The sequence below is a fragment of the Dactylosporangium cerinum genome (assembly GCF_042653625.1).
Lineage (GTDB): Bacteria > Actinomycetota > Actinomycetes > Mycobacteriales > Micromonosporaceae > Dactylosporangium > Dactylosporangium cerinum.
Map to the genome: position 1 here is coordinate 481864 of NZ_JBHSIU010000011.1, position 17110 is coordinate 498973.

Annotated in this window: 11 protein-coding genes and 1 pseudogene; 11 read left to right on the plus strand and 1 reads right to left on the minus strand. The window is 68.8% G+C overall.

Annotated elements, in window-relative coordinates; all coding sequences use genetic code 11:
- The first annotated feature begins 156 nt into the window (after nt 1-156).
- From ACFPIJ_RS11145 to ACFPIJ_RS11165, 5 genes are all read left to right on the plus strand, one after another.
- The gene (locus ACFPIJ_RS11145; RefSeq protein ID WP_380114641.1) at nt 157-1512 is read left to right on the plus strand and encodes an ABC transporter substrate-binding protein; all 1356 of its coding nucleotides are present in this window, start codon (nt 157-159) and stop codon (nt 1510-1512) included.
- Nucleotides 1513-1514: 2 nt separating this feature from the next.
- Nucleotides 1515-2423, plus strand: coding sequence for a carbohydrate ABC transporter permease (locus ACFPIJ_RS11150; RefSeq protein WP_380114642.1), 909 nt, complete (start codon nt 1515-1517; stop codon nt 2421-2423).
- Between the two features lie 4 nt (nt 2424-2427).
- Nucleotides 2428-3291 carry a carbohydrate ABC transporter permease gene (locus ACFPIJ_RS11155; RefSeq protein ID WP_380114643.1) on the plus strand — a complete coding sequence of 288 codons (864 nt, stop codon included), beginning with the start codon at nt 2428-2430 and terminating at the stop codon, nt 3289-3291.
- A 28-nt stretch (nt 3292-3319) separates the two neighbouring features.
- Nucleotides 3320-4474 carry a mandelate racemase/muconate lactonizing enzyme family protein gene (locus ACFPIJ_RS11160; RefSeq protein ID WP_380114644.1) on the plus strand — a complete coding sequence of 385 codons (1155 nt, stop codon included), beginning with the start codon at nt 3320-3322 and terminating at the stop codon, nt 4472-4474.
- A 153-nt stretch (nt 4475-4627) separates the two neighbouring features.
- The gene (locus tag ACFPIJ_RS11165) at nt 4628-5374 is read left to right on the plus strand and encodes a FadR/GntR family transcriptional regulator (RefSeq protein WP_380114645.1); all 747 of its coding nucleotides are present in this window, start codon (nt 4628-4630) and stop codon (nt 5372-5374) included.
- A 50-nt stretch (nt 5375-5424) separates the two neighbouring features.
- Here the strand turns inward: ACFPIJ_RS11165 and ACFPIJ_RS11170 are convergent, their stop codons facing one another.
- Nucleotides 5425-6696, minus strand: a complete 1272-nt coding sequence (locus ACFPIJ_RS11170) for an ROK family protein (protein WP_380114646.1) — start codon at nt 6694-6696, stop codon at nt 5425-5427.
- 716 nt (nt 6697-7412) lie between these two features.
- Here ACFPIJ_RS11170 and ACFPIJ_RS11175 point away from each other — a divergent pair.
- The 6 genes and pseudogenes from ACFPIJ_RS11175 (at nt 7413) to ACFPIJ_RS11200 (ending at nt 17077) form a co-directional block, all read left to right on the plus strand.
- Nucleotides 7413-9515, plus strand: a complete 2103-nt coding sequence (locus ACFPIJ_RS11175) for a family 43 glycosylhydrolase (protein ID WP_380114647.1) — start codon at nt 7413-7415, stop codon at nt 9513-9515.
- Nucleotides 9512-10966: pseudogene (locus ACFPIJ_RS11180) on the plus strand (endo-1,4-beta-xylanase); the annotation flags it as partial. The gene ACFPIJ_RS11175 and the pseudogene ACFPIJ_RS11180, both read left to right, overlap by 4 nt.
- A gap of 25 nt (nt 10967-10991) precedes the next feature.
- Complete coding sequence (locus tag ACFPIJ_RS11185) at nt 10992-12479, plus strand: non-reducing end alpha-L-arabinofuranosidase family hydrolase (RefSeq protein ID WP_380114649.1); 1488 nt, start codon at nt 10992-10994, stop codon at nt 12477-12479.
- Nucleotides 12480-12546: 67 nt separating this feature from the next.
- Nucleotides 12547-13641 carry an RICIN domain-containing protein gene (locus tag ACFPIJ_RS11190; protein ID WP_380114650.1) on the plus strand — a complete coding sequence of 365 codons (1095 nt, stop codon included), beginning with the start codon at nt 12547-12549 and terminating at the stop codon, nt 13639-13641.
- Nucleotides 13642-13643: 2 nt separating this feature from the next.
- Nucleotides 13644-15269, plus strand: coding sequence for a glycoside hydrolase family 27 protein (locus ACFPIJ_RS11195; protein ID WP_380114651.1), 1626 nt, complete (start codon nt 13644-13646; stop codon nt 15267-15269).
- A gap of 2 nt (nt 15270-15271) precedes the next feature.
- On the plus strand, nt 15272-17077 hold the full coding sequence (locus ACFPIJ_RS11200) for a family 43 glycosylhydrolase (protein ID WP_380114766.1): 1806 nt from the start codon (nt 15272-15274) through the stop codon (nt 17075-17077).
- Nucleotides 17078-17110: the final 33 nt, after the last annotated feature.

Sequence of the window (17110 nt, forward strand, 5' to 3'; positions counted from 1 at the left end):
GCACTGGCGACGCGACGCGGCTCGAGTGTACGTGACCGATGACGTCAGACGTAATACGAATTTGTTACGAGGTCTTGCAGACATCATACGTATGCCCTTATATTTCGGGCCGATGCATCGGTGAGTCTCACAGTCTTCGACACAAGGGACACAGACATGGTCGAAAAGGCATGGCCCGGACACCTGCGGCGGTGGGCCGGTGCTGCGGCACTGGCCGTCACCCTCACCGTTTCCGCCTGCGGAAGCGACGGCGGCGCATCCTCCGGTTCCTACGGGTTCCCGCAGGCCGCGCAGGACGAGAAGGCAAAGATCACGGTCTGGGTCGATGCCGACCGGGCGGGCGCGGTTGACGCGTTCAAGAAGGCCAACCCTGCCGTGCAGCTGGAGGCCGTCACCTACGACGGATCCGCGAACGGATCCAACTCGTTCCGCACGAAGATGCAGCTGTTCGACCGCGCCGGCAGTGGCTGGCCGGACGTGGTCTTCTCCTCCCAGAACAACGACGCGGCCTGGGCGAGCCAGCAGAGCAACGGCAAGCAGGCGTTCGCCGCCGTCCTCAACCAGGGCCTCGTCGCCAAGGAGACCCTGGACCAGTTCACCGCCGGCGCGCTGAACCCGTGCACCGTCGACGGCAAGGTGTACTGCCTGCGCAACGACCTCGCCCAGGTGGTGCTCTGGCACAACAAGGCACTCCTGGACCAGTTCGGCTACACCCTGCCGGCCACCTGGGAGGACTATCAGGCGCTCGGCGAGAAGGTGGCCCGCGAGCACCCCGGATACATCGTGGGTGCGGCCGGCGACTCGTTCACGCCGGAGATCTTCCTGTGGAGCAGCAAGTGCCAGGCGAACGGCATCACCGGCCCGAAGACGGTGACCGTCAACACCGGCACTCCTGAGTGCAAGCGCGCGGCGTCGATGCTCGACACCCTGATCAAGAACGGCACGGTGCCGACGGTGAGCGTCTTCGCGCCCGAGTTCGTGAAGAACTACGCGAACAAGGTGCTGCTGATGCCGGGCCCGGCCTGGTACGCGGGCGCCATCTTCAACAACCCGCAGTCGCTCAACGTCCCGAAGGGCCAGCTCGGCGCCGCCGCGCCGCTGGCGTGGAAGGGCGATGAGCCGGTGACCGGCAACGTCGGCGGAGGCACCTGGTTCGTCAGCAGCCACTCGAAGAACCTCAAGGCGGCGCAGAAGTTCGTCGAGTTCGTCACCACCGCCGACGACTACCAGGTGAACGTCGCGCCGGGGTACCCGGCGTACGCCCCCGCCGCAGACAAGTGGATCAAGAAACAGGAGTCGGGCGGGTACTACGCCACCGACCTCCAGGCGTTGATCAAGGCCGGGACGCAGATCTGGAGCGGATGGGGCTCCGGCATCTTCAGCCAGGAGGCGATCTGGGCCAAGACCGTCACCCCCGGAATCGTCGGCGGCAAGAGCCTGGTCAGTCTGCTCCCCGAATGGCAGACCGCGATCAAGAACCAGGCCCAGGTCGACGGCTACACGGTCAAGTGACCATGGCACGTGAGGCCGCCCGCCCCGCGGGTGGGCGGCCTCGGCCCGCGGACACCCGCGGCGCCGTCAGCTACGCCTTCGTCGCGCTCTACACCGCGCTCGCGATCGCCTTCGGCGTCCTGCCGGCCCTCTACGCCGTCTACCTCGCGTTCACCAGCGGCGACGGCGGGTTCGCCGGGTTCGGCAACTTCGCCAAGGTCGTCGACGATTTCCGGTTCCTGCCCGCCGTCGGGCACGTCGCCTGGTACCTGGCGATCTGGCTGGGCTCCCTGGTGACGCTGGTGACGTTCCTCGCCGTCGTGGTGCACGCGATCGGCGTCCGCTGGCTGAGCCGCACGCTGCGGCTGGTCTTCTACCTGCCGGGCGCGATCGCCGGCGCCTCCAGCGTGCTGCTGTGGCTGTTCGTGCTCGATCCGACCGCCAGCCCGGTTGCCCCGCTGCTGCGACTGTTCGGGTTCGCCAGCTTCAACCAGGTCATCGCGCCGGGGCACCTGCCGCCGATTTTCGCAATCATCGCGTTCTGGACCGGCGCCGGCGGCTGGATCGTCATCATGTACGGCGCGCTGAACAACATCAGCGCCGAGGTGATCGAGGCGGCGCGCATCGACGGTGCCGGCCCGGTGCAGATCGCCTGGCGCATCCAACTTCCGCTGCTGCGCAAATGGATCTCGTACATGGGCATCATGTCCCTCGCCGCCGGCACGCAGCTGTTCGTCGAGCCGCAACTGCTCTCACAGGCCAGCAACGCGATCGTGCCCAACGACTACTCCCTCAACCAGCTCGCGTACCTGTACGCGTTCCAGCAGAACGACTTCAACGCCGCCGCCGCCATTGCACTGCTGCTGCTGGTCATCGCCCTCGCGCTGTCCGCGGTCTTCGTGACGCGCGGTGGCCTGTTCGAAAGGGACTGAGCCCATGACCGCAGTCGGCCGGGCACTCGTCGCAGTCGTGGTCACCGTCTTCGTGCTCTTCTTCGCCATCCCGATCGTCTGGCTGCTCCTGGCCACGACGAAGTCGGCGCACGACCTCATCGTCGGCAACCCCTTCCTGCCCGGAAGCCTCGGAGAGCTGGGCACCAACTGGCGGCAGCTGTTCGACTTCCAGAACGGTGCGGTGACCGCCTGGGTGGGCAACTCCGCGCTCTACGCGGTCGGCGCGCTGGTGATCACACTGATCGCGAGCATCCCGGCCGGCTACGCGATGGCCATGACGGACTTCCGGTTCCGCCGGCCGCTGCTGGTCCTGACGCTGATCATCATGCTCATCCCGAACACCGCCCTGGTGCTGCCGATCTTCCTCGAGCTCAACGTCGTGGGGCTGATCGGCAGCCCGCTGTCGGTGATCCTGCCCATGTCGTTCTTCCCGTTCGGCGTGTACCTCACCTACATCTACTTCTCCACCAGCGTGCCACGGGACCTGCTCGCCGCGGCCCGCATCGACGGCTGCTCGGAGCTCGAGGTCTTCACGAAGGTCGCACTGCCACTGGCGACGCCGATCGTCGCCCTGGTCGCGTTCTTCAGCTTCGTGCAGAGCTGGAACAACTTCTTCCTGCCCTTCGTGATGCTGCCGTCCAGCGACGGCTACCCGGTCCAGGTCGGCCTCACGTCGCTGCTCGCCTCGACCCCGGCGTTCAACCCGAGCTCCGCCGGAACCCAGTCGGTGCAGCTGCCGACGCTCGCACTGGCGACCGTCGTGTCCGTGCTGCCGGTGCTGATCGTCTTCGTGGCCGCGCAGCGGTACCTGGTCGCCGGTATGACGGCGGGAGGCACCAAGGAGTGACACCGAACCATGCCAAGAAGGAGCACCTGTGAAAGTCACCGGATACCGCAGCCTGACGACCAAGCACGACTGGGGGCGGCTGATCGGCGACGCCAACGGGGTGATGTCCGAACCCCGCACTGACGTGCACGTGCTGATCCTGGAGACCGACGGCGGGCTGGAAGGCGTCGGCGTCGGCGCGCACAGCGACATCGACCGGGTCTTCGGCGCCGTCGAGGGCGAGGACCCCCGGGCGGTGTCGGCGCTGTACGACCGGATGCTGGACCGGGTGTTCAAGACCGGGCACGCGGGCGCGACGTTCGGCGCCATCGGCGCCATCGACATGGCGCTGTGGGACCTCAAGGCGAAGGCCGCCGGGGAGCCCCTGTGGCGCACGCTCGGCGCGCTCGACCGATTTGTGCCCGGGTACGCCTCGGGCCTGGACATCGCGCTGGATGACGACGCCCTGGTGCGCCTGTACGAGGGCTTCGCCGATCGGGGGTTCAGCGCCGCCAAGCTCAAGGGCGGCCACGACGTGCAGGGCGACCTGCGTCGGCTGGAGGCGCTCCACGACGTGCTGCGGCGCAACTCGACGCAGCCGGCACTGATGTTCGACGCCAACGAATCATGGAACCGCACACAGGCAGTACGGTTCGTGACGGCGCTGGAACGCCGTGTCGACCTCACCTGGATCGAGGAGCCCGTCCGTCGTTGGGACACCGCGGGGCTCGCCGCGGTCCGTCGCGGCATCCGGGCCGCCGTCGCCACGGGAGAGAACCTCACCGGCCTGGAGCAGTACCGGCCGCTGCTGGACGCCGACGCCGTCGACGTCGTCCAGGTGGGCAACGTCTGGGGCATCACCCATTTCCTGCGGGTGGCCGCCCTCGCGCACGGGCACGACCTGCCGGTGAGCGCGGTGGCGTATCACGCCAACCCATCGGCACACGCCGCGGCGGCCGTGCCCAACCACCTGGCCTTCGAGGTGCAGGACGTCTCCTCGCCGATCGGTCTGAGCGTCGACCAGGAGTACGAGGACGGCGGCATCGTGCTCGGTGACGAGCCGGGCCTCGGCATCCGGGTCGACGAGGCGCGCATCGCCGCCCTGCAGGTCGCGAACCCCCTGGTCGCGGTCACCGGACCGCACGTCCGCCCGGCCCGGGCCGGGCTGCGGCTCATCCCGGACGCCCGCCGCTCGGAGATCTGACATCGTTTCCGAGCGGGCGGGCTTCCCGGGCACGCCGATGCAGCGCACGGGAGGCCACGCCGGCCCGCGTCGCTCGGTAGACTCTCGCCGACCCGCAGCACCTGGCCGCGGCGGGTCGGCGGAGGTCACATGACGGCATCACAGCATTCGACCGTGGGCGGTTCACCACCTCCCGGATGGGTTCGGGGACCCGCCAGCCTGGCGAAGGCGCTCACCGGGGAGCTGGTGGAGCGCATCGTCCGCGGGACCTACGAGCCGGGCAGCGCGCTGCCGCCGGAGCCCGTGCTGTGCGAGACGTACTCCGTCAGCAGGACCGTCGTGCGCGAGAGCGTCAAGGTCCTGCAGGAAAAGGGGCTGGTCCAGGTCCGGCAGGGCAGCGGCACGGTCGTGAACCCGCCGACGATGTGGGACCTGCTGGACGAGCTCGTCCTCGCCGCGGCCATCGCCGTGGACGAGAAGCTGGTGGTCCTCGACGACGTGGTCGTGACCCGCAGGGTCCTGGAGTCGGACATGGCGAACGTCGCCGCCCGGCTGGCCGACGAGTCGGCCGTGGAGCGGATGCGCGCGCTCGTGGAACGCATGGACGAGGTCGTCGAGGACGCCGACGCCTTCCACGAGCACGACGCCGCGTTCCACGACGTCATCATGCAGGCGTCGGGAAACCGGATCGCCCGTGCGGTGGTGCGGTCGTTGCAGCACCAGGTCGCCAACATCGACCGCTATGTGGGCAGGACCGACCGTGCCCTGCGGGAGGCGTCCAACCGCGGGCACCGGCGCGTCTTTGAGCGCATCGCCGCGCAGGACGCCGCCGGCGCCGCGGAGGCGATGTTCGCGCACATCACCGACGCCTGGCTGGTGCGACGCAGCGAGTCCGCGGACCCCGACCGGCTGCGCCGGTAGCGGCCCTTCGGCGCCGGCGGGCGCCACCGTGTGCGCTCCGCGTGACCCGTTCACACCGCCGCCAGCGGCCGGGACTCGGCGAGCGGGAACCCGGTCGGGTCCTCGATCATGCGGTCGAGCACCACGCCGGCGCCGCCGCGGGCAGCGGCGGTGAAGCCGAAGTGGGACGCGACGAAGTGGCAGCGGCGTGCGGTCGAGGCCACGGTGAGGCCGGCGAGCCCGGCCTGCGCGGCGGGGATGAGCCGGTCGGCGAACTCGGCGAAGTAGCCGCCGAGGACGATCACCCTCGGGTTGAAGAGGTTGACCAGGACGGCACCGCCGTGTCCGAGCCATCTGCCGATCTCGGCGAGGGCGGTGACCGCGGCCTGGTCGCCGGCGGCGATGCGGCGGGCGACCTGGCGGATGCGGTGGTGCGGGTCCGGCATCGAGTCACGGTCCGGGCCGTCCGCGGCGCCCGGTCCGGCCCGGCGGAGCAGCTCGGCAAGGCCGACCTTCGTCTCCCAGCAGCCGACCCGGCCGCAACCGCACCGGTCGCCGCCCGGGTCGACCAGGAGGTGACCGATCTCGCCGGAGAACCCGTCGGCGCCGCGCAGGAGCCGGCCGCCGAGGATGACGCCGCCGCCGACGCCGACCTCGCCGGTGAGGTACACGAGGTCGTCCGTGCCTGCGGCGACGCCCCCGGCATGTTCGGCGAGGGCGGCCAGGTTGGCGTCGTTGTCCACGCCGATCCAGAGTTTGGGTCCGAACGTGCGGGCAAGGCGCGCGGCGACCGGCACGTCGTGCCAGCCGAGGTTCGGTGCCAGCACGACGACCCCCCGCGCGGCGTCGACCAGGCCAGGAATCCCGACGGTGAGACCGATCGGGGTCACCCCGCGGCGGGTCAGCTCCGCGAGCGAGCGCCGGGCCACATCCGTGAGGTCGGCCAGGCACCGCTCGACGTCACCGCGCGTGGCGTCGTAGCCGACCCGCTTCTGGATGACCGTGCGGCCGGTGAGGTCGGTGCCGTGCACCGCCAGGTAGTCGACGTTGATCTCGATGCCGATGGCGCCGACGTCGGGGCTCAGCGACACGCCACGACCCGGGCGACCGGCCGAACCGGAGTACTCCAGGTCGGTCTCGCGGACCAGACGGCGGGTGGACAGCTCGTCGACGAGGCTCGACACAGTGGTCTTGTGCAGGCCGGTCGCGGCGGCGATCGCGGCCCGCGAACGCGGGCCGTTGGCGCGGATGTAGCGCAGGGTGCGGCTCAGGTTGGCGCGCCGCATGGCGAGCTGGTCCGTCGGCTCCGCGGCGGAGCCGACACCGGCTCGGTCCCTGCTCATCATCAAACGCTCTTCCGGAAGAAGCGCCGTCAACCGACGGCACGGCCGATTCGGCGATGCTGCGGCGACCGGCGGATGGTCTGTCGGGATTGGCGTGTCACAGGTCTCCAATGTGCGCGAAACGCCGGACCGCGTCAAGAGATCATGTGCGGCTCGAATTCCTCCCCGCAATGGCGCCGAAGTCGCCGTTGATGGACGACTTCGGTGCCGTCGTATACGTAACCGAAATTTCCCGGAAATCTTCGCCGTCGCGCAGATTGACCGGCACCTGCGATCCTGACCAGCGGTGATGCGTTGCCGACCAGGCCCGGCGGGGGTGGTCGCCGAATTCGACATGGAAAACCTGTTATCCGCGCAGCGTCGCCGGAGTCGCATTATTTCCGGTCTGAAATTTTCGGATGGAATGGGCGGGGACTCGGGACGGTCCCGGTGTGGGATGAATCAGCGATGAAGTGCGCAAATATGCCCGTCGCGGCGCGGGGAAAGCGCGGTGTCCGGGTGGCGCGGATCGGATCGACACCGCGGTCCACTTGAATGTTCCGGGAAGGTCTGGCAATCTCGCGGCCTAGATGTGAGCGCTCCCGCCACCGCTCACACGTCTTCGACCCGCGATCGAAACCCTCAAGCACCCTCCACCAGGCAAAGCATGTGAGCGTTAACAAGGTCCCCGCCAAGGACCGACGCCGGTAGGGCTGCTCGCAACTGAAGGAGAACCCATGCAGGTCCACAGTCAAGCGCCGCCGGTTCGCGACCGCCGGCGCGGTTGGCGATCAGGCGCCGTCGCCGCGCTGGTGACGGCGCTGGTCGGTGCTGCCGTCGTCGTGGCGAACATGACCTCGGCCTCGGCGGCGACCGTCGACACCAGCGCCTCCTACGTCCTGGTCAACCGCAACAGCGGCAAGGCCCTCGATGTGTACAACTTCTCCACCGCCGACGGCGGCCGCATCACACAGTGGACGCGCGGCGACGGCGCGAACCAGCAGTGGCAGTTCGTGGACTCCGGCGGCGGCTACTACCGGATCAAGTCGAAGCACTCCGGCAAGGTCCTGGACGTCTACAACTTCTCCACCGCCGACGGCGGTTCGGTCGTGCAGTGGGCCGACGGCAACGGCACGAACCAGCAGTGGCGCCTCGCCGACTCCTCGGACGGCTACGTGCGGCTCATCAACCGCAACTCCGGCAAGGCCCTGGAAGTGCAGGGTGCCTCCACCGCCGACGGCGGCAACATCGTGCAGTACGCCGACTGGGGCGGCGCCAACCAGCAGTGGCAGCTCGTCCGCGTCGGCGGCACCACCCCGACGTCGAACCCGCCGGGCGGCTCGGGACAGTTCACCAACCCGGTGGTGTGGCAGGACTTCGCCGACGGCGACATCATCCGGGTCGGTGATGCCTACTACTACTCCGCCTCGACCATGCACTACTCGCCGGGCGCGCCGATCCTGCGCTCCTATGACCTGGTCAACTGGGAGTACGCCGGGCATTCGGTGCCCAGGCTGGACTTCGGCTCCAGCACCTACGACCTCAGCGGCGGGCGCGCCTACGTCAAGGGCATCTGGGCCTCGACGCTGAACTACCGCAAGAGCAACAGCACGTACTACTGGCTCGGCTGCGTCGAGTTCAACCGCACCTACGTGTACACGTCCTCCGCCGTGGACGGCACGTGGCAGAAGCGGTCGCAGATCAACAACTGCTACTACGACGCCGGGCTGCTCATCGACGACAACGACACCATGTACGTCGCCTACGGCAACAGCACCCTCAGCGTCGCCCAACTGTCCGCCGACGGCCTGAGCCAGGTCCGCACCCAGCAGGTGTTCACCACGCCCTCGAGCGTCGGCACCCTCGAGGGCTCCCGCTTCTACAAACGAAACGGCAGCTACTACATCTTCGTCACCAGGCCGGCCAACGGTCAGTACATCCTCAAGTCCAGCAGCCCCTGGGGCCCGTACGAGATGAAGCAGGTCCTGCTCAACATGCCCAGCCCGATCTCCGGCGGCGGCACGCCACACCAGGGCGGCCTGGTCCAGACGCAGAACGGCGACTGGTACTACATGTCCTTCGTCGACGCGTACCCCGGCGGTCGGGTGCCGGCGCTCGCCCCGATCAGCTGGAGCTCGGACGGCTGGCCGAGCGTGCAGACCGTCAACGGCGGCTGGGGCGCCACCTACCCGAAGCCGAACATCAGCACGTCGAAGACGGTCACACCGATGACCGGCGCCGACACCTTCACGGGCGCGGCGCTCGGGCCGCAGTGGGAGTGGAACCACAACCCGGACACCTCGAAGTTCTCCACCGGCAGCGGGCTGCGGCTGCAGACCGCCACCGTCACCGGCGACCTGTATTCGGCCCGCAACACCCTCACCCACCGCATCCAGGGCCCGACGTCCACCGCCACGATCGAACTGGACTACTCCGCGCTGGCCGACGGCGACCGTGCCGGCCTGGCGATGCTGCGCGACTCGTCCGCCTGGATCGGGGTCAGACGCGACGGCAGCACGAACCGGGTCGTGATGGTCAACGGCCTGACCATGAACAGCAGCTGGGCGACCACGAGCACCGGCACCGAGATCGCCGGCGCGAACGTCTCCGGCGGCCGGATCTGGCTGCGGGCCACCGCCGACATCAGACCGGGCTCCGGCCGGCAGGCGCGCTTCTCCTACAGCACCGACGGCACGAACTTCACGGCGCTGGGCAACGCGCTGACGCTCAACAACGCCTGGCAGTTCTTCATGGGCTACCGCTACGCGATCTTCAACTACGCCACCCGGGCCGTGGGCGGCGCTGTCACCGTCAAGCGATTCGAAATGAGCACACCATGAACGCTCGAAGACTCCGCGTGATCCTGCCGCTGGTGGCAGCGACCGTCCTCGCCGCAGGCGCGGCGGTGTTCCTCAACGGCTCCGCCGACGCGGGCACGACCCTCGGCGCGTCCGCCGCGGAGAAGGGCCGCTACTTCGGTGCCGCCGTCGCCGCGGGGAAGCTCGGCGACGGCACGTACACCGGCATCCTCAACCGCGAGTTCAACTCCATCACCCCCGAGAACGAGATGAAGTGGGACGCGACCGAACCGTCGCAGGGCCGGTTCTCCTACACGAACGCGGACCGGATCGTCGCCCACGCGCAGGCCAACGGGCACAGGCTGCGCGGGCACACGCTCGCCTGGCACTCCCAGCAACCGGGCTGGGCACAGGGCATGTCCGGCAGTGCGCTGCGCAACGCGATGGTCAACCACATCACGCAGGTCGCCACGCACTTCAAGGGCAAGATCTACGCCTGGGACGTGGTGAACGAGGCGTTCGCCGACGGTGGCGGCGGCGGGCGCCGCGACTCGAACCTGCAGCGCACCGGCAACGACTGGATCGAGGTCGCGTTCCGCACCGCCCGCGCCGCGGACCCGGGCGCGAAGCTCTGCTACAACGACTACAACACCGACGGGATCAACGCCAAGAGCACCGGCATCTACAACATGGTCCGGGACTTCAAGTCCCGCGGCGTGCCGATCGACTGCGTGGGCTTCCAGTCGCACCTCGGCGGCCTGCCGTCCGGGGACTATCAGGCCAACCTGCAGCGCTTCGCCGACCTCGGCGTGGACGTGCAGATCACCGAGCTCGACATCTCGGGCAGCAACCAGGCGCAGGCGTACGCCAACGTGGTCAAGGCGTGCCTGGCCGTGTCCCGGTGCACGGGCATCACGGTGTGGGGCATCCGCGACAGCGACTCGTGGCGCACCGGCGAGAACCCGTTGCTGTTCAACTCCTCGGGCGCGAAGAAGGCCGCCTACACCTCGACGCTCAACGCGCTCAACGCCGGCACCAACCCGAACCCGACCGGCTCGACCGGTATCGACACCAGCGCCTGGTACGTCCTGGTCAACCGCAACAGCGGCAAGGCCGTCGACGTGTACAACTTCGCCACCAACGACGGCGGCCGGATCACGCAGTGGACGCGGACCAGCGCCAACAACCAGCAGTGGCAGTTCGTGGACTCCGGTGGCGGCTACTACCGGATCAGGTCGAGGCACTCCGGCAAGGTCCTGGACGTCTCCGGCTTCTCCACCGCAGACGGCGGCACGGTCGTGCAGTGGACCGACCTCAACGGCACCAACCAGCAGTGGCGCCCCGCCGACTCCGGCAGCGGCTACCTGCGCCTGATCAACCGCAACAGCGGCAAGGCCCTGGAAGTGCAGGGTGCCTCCACCGCCGATGGCGGCAACGTCGTCCAGTACGCCGACTGGGGCGGCAACAACCAGCAGTGGCAGCTCGTCCGCATCTGACCTTCGAAGGAGCACACCCCGAATGAACACCCAGCGAAAACGGCTCGGCCTGGCCGCCCTGGCGGTAGCCCTGGTCGGCGCGGGCGTGATCGTCCTCAACATGACCGCGGCCTCGGCGGCCACCGTCGACACCAGCGCCTCCTACGTGCTGGTCAACCGCAACAGCGGCAAGGCCGTCGACGTGTACAACTTCGCCACCAACGACGGCGCGCGGATCACGCAGTGGACGCGGTCGAACGCCAACAACCAGCAGTGGCAGTTCGTGGACTCCGGTGGCGGCTACTACCGAATCAAGTCGAAGCTCTCCGGGAAGGTGCTGGACGTCTACAACTTCTCCACCGCCGACGGTGGCTCGATCGTGCAGTGGGCCGACCTCAACGGCACCAACCAGCAGTGGCGGCTCGCCGACTCCTCCGACGGCTATGTGCGGTTCATCAACCGCAACTCCGGCAAGGCCCTGGAGGTGCAGGGTGCCTCGACGGCCGACGGCGGCAACATCGTGCAGTACGCGGACTGGGGCGGCGCCAACCAGCAGTGGCAGCTTGTCCGCGTCGGCGGCACCACCCCGACCACGCCGGGCACCACCACCACGACCGGCGGCACCTGCACCCTGCCGTCCACGTACCGCTGGTCGTCCACCGGCTCCCTCGCCAACCCGAAGTCGGGCTGGGTGTCGTTGAAGGACTTCACCAACGTCGTCTACAACGGCCGGCACCTCGTCTACGCCACCACCCACGACACCGGATCGACGTGGGGGTCGATGAACTTCGGCCTGTTCACCAACTGGTCCGATATGGGCTCGGCCAGCCAGAACGGCATGAACTTCGGCGCCGTCGCACCGACGCTGTTCTACTTCGCGCCGAAGAACATCTGGGTCCTCACCTACCAGTGGGGCGGGGCCGCGTTCAACTACCGCACCTCCAGCGACCCGACCAACGCCAACGGCTGGTCGTCGCCGCAGACGCTGTTCTCCGGCAGCATCTCCGGCTCCGGCACCGGTCCGATCGATCAGACGATCATCGGTGACGGTTCGAACATGTATCTGTTCTTCGCCGGGGACAACGGCAAGATCTACCGGGCCAGCATGCCGATCGGGAACTTCCCGGGCAGCTTCGGTTCCTCGTACACGCAGATCATGAGCGACTCGACGAACAACCTGTTCGAGGGTGTCGAGGTGTACAAGGTGCAGGGCCAGAACCAGTACCTGATGCTGGTCGAGGCGATCGGCGCGAACGGCCGCTACTTCCGTTCGTTCACGTCCAGCAGTCTGGGCGGTTCGTGGTCGCCCCAGGCGGCGACGGAGAGCAACCCGTTCGCCGGTAAGGCCAACAGCGGCGCGACCTGGACCAACGACATCAGCCACGGCGACCTGGTGCGCAGCAATCCGGATCAGACCAAGACCGTCGACCCGTGCAACCTGCAGCTGCTGTACCAGGGCCGCTCGCCGAGCTCCGGCGGCGACTACGGCCTCCTGCCGTACCGCCCGGGCGTGCTGACCCTGCAGCGCTGACGCCATCGGTCCACCGGCCGGCCGTCTTCCGGGGCGGCCGGCCCATCTTTCGCCAGGAGGCACCGCCATGCTCACCGCACGACGACGGATCCTGACCTCGGCCCTGGCCGCCGCCGTCCTCGCCCTCACCTTCTCCGGAACCGCAGCCGCAGAGTCCAACGGCGGCGTGCGGATCATGCCCCTCGGCGATTCCATCACCGAGGGCACCCAGGTCCCCGGCGGCTACCGCATCGGCCTCTGGCAGCGCCTGGCCGCCGGCGGCTACCGCAACGACTTCGTCGGCTCCCAGTTCAACGGCCCCGGCTCCCTCGGTGACCACGACCACGAGGGCCACCCCGGCTGGCGGATCGACCAGATCGACGCCAACATCACCGGCTGGCTGGGCAGCACCACCCCGCGCACCGTCCTGCTGCACATCGGCACCAACGACGTGCTGCAGAACTTCAACGTCTCCGGCGCGCCCGCCCGGCTGTCCACGCTGATCGACCACATCACCGCCGCCGCACCGTCCGCGGACGTGTTCGTCGCCAGCATCATCCCGATCAGCAACACCGGCCAGGAGGCCGCCGCCCGCACCTTCAACGCCACGATCCCCGGCATCGTGCAGGGCAAGGTCAACGCCGGCAAGCGCGTCCACTTCGTCGACATGCACGCCGTGCTGAACACCGGCGACCTCATCGACGGCGTCCACCCGACCGCCGGCGGCTACGACAAGATGGCCGCCACCTGGTTCACGGCGCTGCGCGCGGTCCCCGGCAGCATCGGCGACCCGGGCACCCCGAGCAGCGGGTCGGCACTGGTCAGCGCCGCGTCCGGACGCTGCCTGGACGTGCCCAACAGCAGCACCACCAACGGCGTCCAGCCGATCATCTACGACTGCAACGGCAACGCCAACCAGCGCTGGACCGTCAACGGCCAGGCCCTGCAGTCGCTGGGCAAGTGCCTCGACTCGCCGACCGGCGCCACCGCCGGCGCCAAGGCGCAGCTGTGGGACTGCCACGGCGGCACCAACCAGCGCTGGAACGTCAACACGAACGGCACGATCAGCAACGCCCAGTCGGGCCTGTGCCTCGACGTGCGCAACAACGCCACCGCCAACGGCACCGTCGTGCAGCTGTGGACGTGCACCGCCGCGGCGAACCAGCGCTGGACGAGGAGGTGACCATGCGACGGCTCGTCACCGTGCTCACCGCCGGCGTGCTCCTGCTGGCCGGCGCCGTCGGCGTCCTGCGCGCCCCCGCCGCCGAAGCCCTCGACAACGGCGTGGCCCGCACCCCGCCGATGGGCTGGAACAGCTGGAACACGTTCGGCTGCAACATCAACGAGACCCTGATCCGGCAGATGGCCGACGCGATCGTCAGCAGCGGCATGCGGGACCTCGGCTATCAGTACGTCGTCGTCGACGACTGCTGGTTCAACCCAAACCGGGACAGCGCCGGCAACCTGCAGGGTGACCCGACCCGCTTCCCCAGCGGCATGAAGTCGCTCGGCGACTACCTGCACGCGCGCGGGTTGAAGTTCGGCATCTACCAAGGTCCGCTCGACAAGACCTGCGCGCAGTACTTCAACAGCTATCCGGGTGCGACGGGGAGTCTCGGGCACGAGGTGCAGGACGCCCGGCAGTTCGCGGCCTGGGGTGTGGACTACCTGAAGTACGACTGGTGCTCGCCGAACGGCAGCATCAACGACCAGGTCACGACGTTCGCGAAGATGCGCGATGCGCTCGCCGCGACCGGCCGGCCGATCGTGTTCAGCATCAACCCCAACAGCATCCACGCCAAGACCGGCCCGCAACGCAACTGGGGCGACGTCGCGAACCTGTGGCGGACCACCGAGGACATCACCAACGCCTGGGACACCGGCCAGAGCAACGGGTACCCGATGGGCATCCAGAACATCGTCAACGTGACCGTGCCGCTTGCCTCCTACGCCGCGCCGGGCCGGTTCAACGACCTCGACATGCTCGAGGTCGGCCGCGGTGGCATGAACGACACCGAGATGCGCAGCCACTTCGCGCTGTGGGCGATGCTCGCCTCGCCGCTCATCGCCGGCAACGACATCCGCTCACAGAACGCGGCCACCGCGACGATCCTGAAGAACGCGCAGCTGATCGCGATCAACCAGGACACCCTCGGCCTGCAGGCGACGCAGGTGTCGAACGACGGCACCCGCCGGGTCCTGGCCAAACGGCTCGCCAACGGTGACGTCGCGGTCGCCCTGTTCAACCAGGGCGGATCGGCCACGACGATCAGCACCACCGCGGCGGCGGCCGGCAAGTCCGGCAGTTCGTTCACGCTGCGCGACGCCTGGACGAACACCACCAGCACGACGACGGGTGCCATCACCGCCACCGTGCCCGCGCACGGCACTGTGGTGTACCGGGTCAGCGGCGGCGGCACCACCACCCCGCCGGCGGGGTCGACGTTCGTCAGCGCGGCCTCCGGGCGCTGCCTCGACGTGCCGAACGGCACCACCACCAACGGCACCCAGCCGGTCATCTGGGACTGCAACGGCGGCGTCAACCAGCGCTGGACGGCCAACGGTGCCGCGCTGCAGATCCTCGGCAAGTGCCTGGACGCGCCGCTCGGCGCCACCGCCGGTGCAAAGGTCCAGCTGTGGGACTGCAACGGCGGCACCAACCAGCAGTGGACCCTCAACGCCGACGGCACCGTCCGCGGCACCGCGTCCGGGCTGTGCCTGGACGTCGACCACAACCTCACCGCCAACGGCACCGTGGTCCTGCTGTGGACCTGCACCGCAGCAGCGAACCAGCGCTGGACGAGAGGATGACCATGCGACGACTCGCCGGCCTGTTACTCCTGATCGGGACTGCTGTGTTCGTGGCCGGCCCGATGCCGTCGGCGCGGGCGGACAACCCGATCGTGCAGACGGTCTACACCGCCGACCCGGCACCACTCGTGTACAACGGCCGGGTCTACCTGTACACCGGCCACGACGAGGACAACTCGACCTACTTCACGATGAAGGAGTGGCGGGTCTACTCGACGACCGACATGGTGAACTGGACCGACCACGGCTCGCCGATGAGCCTCACCACGTTCAGCTGGGCGAGCGCGAACGCGTGGGCCGGGCAGGTCGTGAACCGCAACGGCAAGTTCTACTGGTACGTCCCCGTGACGAACCGTGCGACGGGCCGGATGGCCATCGGTGTCGGCGTCTCCACCAGTCCCACCGGGCCTTTCACCGACGCCATCGGCCGGCCGCTCGTGGAGAACAACGAGATCGACCCGACCGTGTTCATCGACGACACCGGCCAGGCCTACCTGTACTGGGGCAACCCCAACCTCTGGTACGTGCGGCTGAACACCGACATGATCTCCTACTCCGGCGGCGTGACCCAGATCCCGCTCACCACCGCCGGGTTCGGCACCCGCAGCGGCAACGCCAGCCGCCCCACGCTGTACGAGGAAGGGCCCTGGGTCTACAAACGCAACGGCCTCTACTACAACGTGTTCGCCGCGAAATGCTGCTCGGAGTTCATCGGCTACTCCACCGCCACCGGCCCGACCGGCCCGTGGACCTACCGCGGCACCGTCATGCCCACCCAGGGCGGCAGCTTCACCAACCACGCCGGCGTCATCGACTACAACGGCGGCTCGTACTTCTTCTACCACAACGGGGCACTGCCGGGCGGCGGCGGCTACACCCGGTCCGTCGCGGTGGAGAAGTTCAGCTACAACGGCGACGGCACCATCCCGACCATCACGATGACCAGCACCGGCGCGCCGCAGGTCGGCACCCTCGACCCGTACGTGCGCCAGGAAGCCGAGACGATCGCCTGGGAGACCGGCGTCGAGACCGAGGTTTCCAGTGAAGGCGGCATGAACGTCGGCTGGATCGAGAACAACGACTCGATCAAGGTCAAGGGCGTCGCGTTCGGCGCCGGCGCGACGTCGTTCACCGCCAGGGTCGCCTCGGCCACCAGCGGCGGCCGCATCGAGCTGCACCTGGACAGCGTCACCGGCCCGCTCGTCGGGACCTGCACCGTCGCCGGCACCGGCGGCTGGCAGACCTGGACGAGCGTCACCTGCCCGGTGAGCGGCGCCACCGGCACCCACGACCTGTTCCTGAAGTTTGCCGGCGGCAGCGGGAACCTGTTCAACGTCAACTGGTGGCAGTTCGGCACGACCAGCGGCGGCGGTGACCTGATCACCAACGGCTCCATGGAGAACGGCACCACGGGGTGGACGGTGTTCGGCAGTGGCACCTTGGCGCCGAGCACGACCGCCCACGCCGGCGCCGGCTCCCTGCAGCTGACCGGCCGCACGGCGGCGTGGAACGGCCCCGGGCAGGACATGACGTCGAAACTGACGAACGGCAGGAACTACACGGTGAGCGCCTGGGTCCGCGCCCAGAGCGGGACACCCAGCGCGAAGGCCATGCTGGCGGTGACCGCCAACGGCACGACCAGCTACGTCCAGCTGGCCCCGGCGACCGCGATCACCACCTCCGGCTGGACCCAGCTGACCGGCACGGCCACCGTGTCGTGGACCGGCACCCTGACCGGCGCCACCTTCTACGTCGAGACGACGAGCGGCACCGACGGTCTCCTCGTCGACGACGTCTCCCTGCGGTAGGCAACGACAGCGGCACGAGCCGCCGGGCGACCC

Coding starts and splice junctions, on each gene's coding strand:
- ACFPIJ_RS11145 (WP_380114641.1), top strand. CDS start 157: ATGGTCGAAAAGGCATGGCCCGGACACCTGCGGCGGTGGGCCGGTGCT.
- ACFPIJ_RS11150 (WP_380114642.1), top strand. CDS start 1,515: ATGGCACGTGAGGCCGCCCGCCCCGCGGGTGGGCGGCCTCGGCCCGCG.
- ACFPIJ_RS11155 (WP_380114643.1), top strand. CDS start 2,428: ATGACCGCAGTCGGCCGGGCACTCGTCGCAGTCGTGGTCACCGTCTTC.
- ACFPIJ_RS11170 (WP_380114646.1), bottom strand. CDS start 6,696: ATGAGCAGGGACCGAGCCGGTGTCGGCTCCGCCGCGGAGCCGACGGAC.
- ACFPIJ_RS11175 (WP_380114647.1), top strand. CDS start 7,413: ATGCAGGTCCACAGTCAAGCGCCGCCGGTTCGCGACCGCCGGCGCGGT.
- ACFPIJ_RS11185 (WP_380114649.1), top strand. CDS start 10,992: ATGAACACCCAGCGAAAACGGCTCGGCCTGGCCGCCCTGGCGGTAGCC.
- ACFPIJ_RS11190 (WP_380114650.1), top strand. CDS start 12,547: ATGCTCACCGCACGACGACGGATCCTGACCTCGGCCCTGGCCGCCGCC.
- ACFPIJ_RS11195 (WP_380114651.1), top strand. CDS start 13,644: ATGCGACGGCTCGTCACCGTGCTCACCGCCGGCGTGCTCCTGCTGGCC.
- ACFPIJ_RS11200 (WP_380114766.1), top strand. CDS start 15,272: ATGCGACGACTCGCCGGCCTGTTACTCCTGATCGGGACTGCTGTGTTC.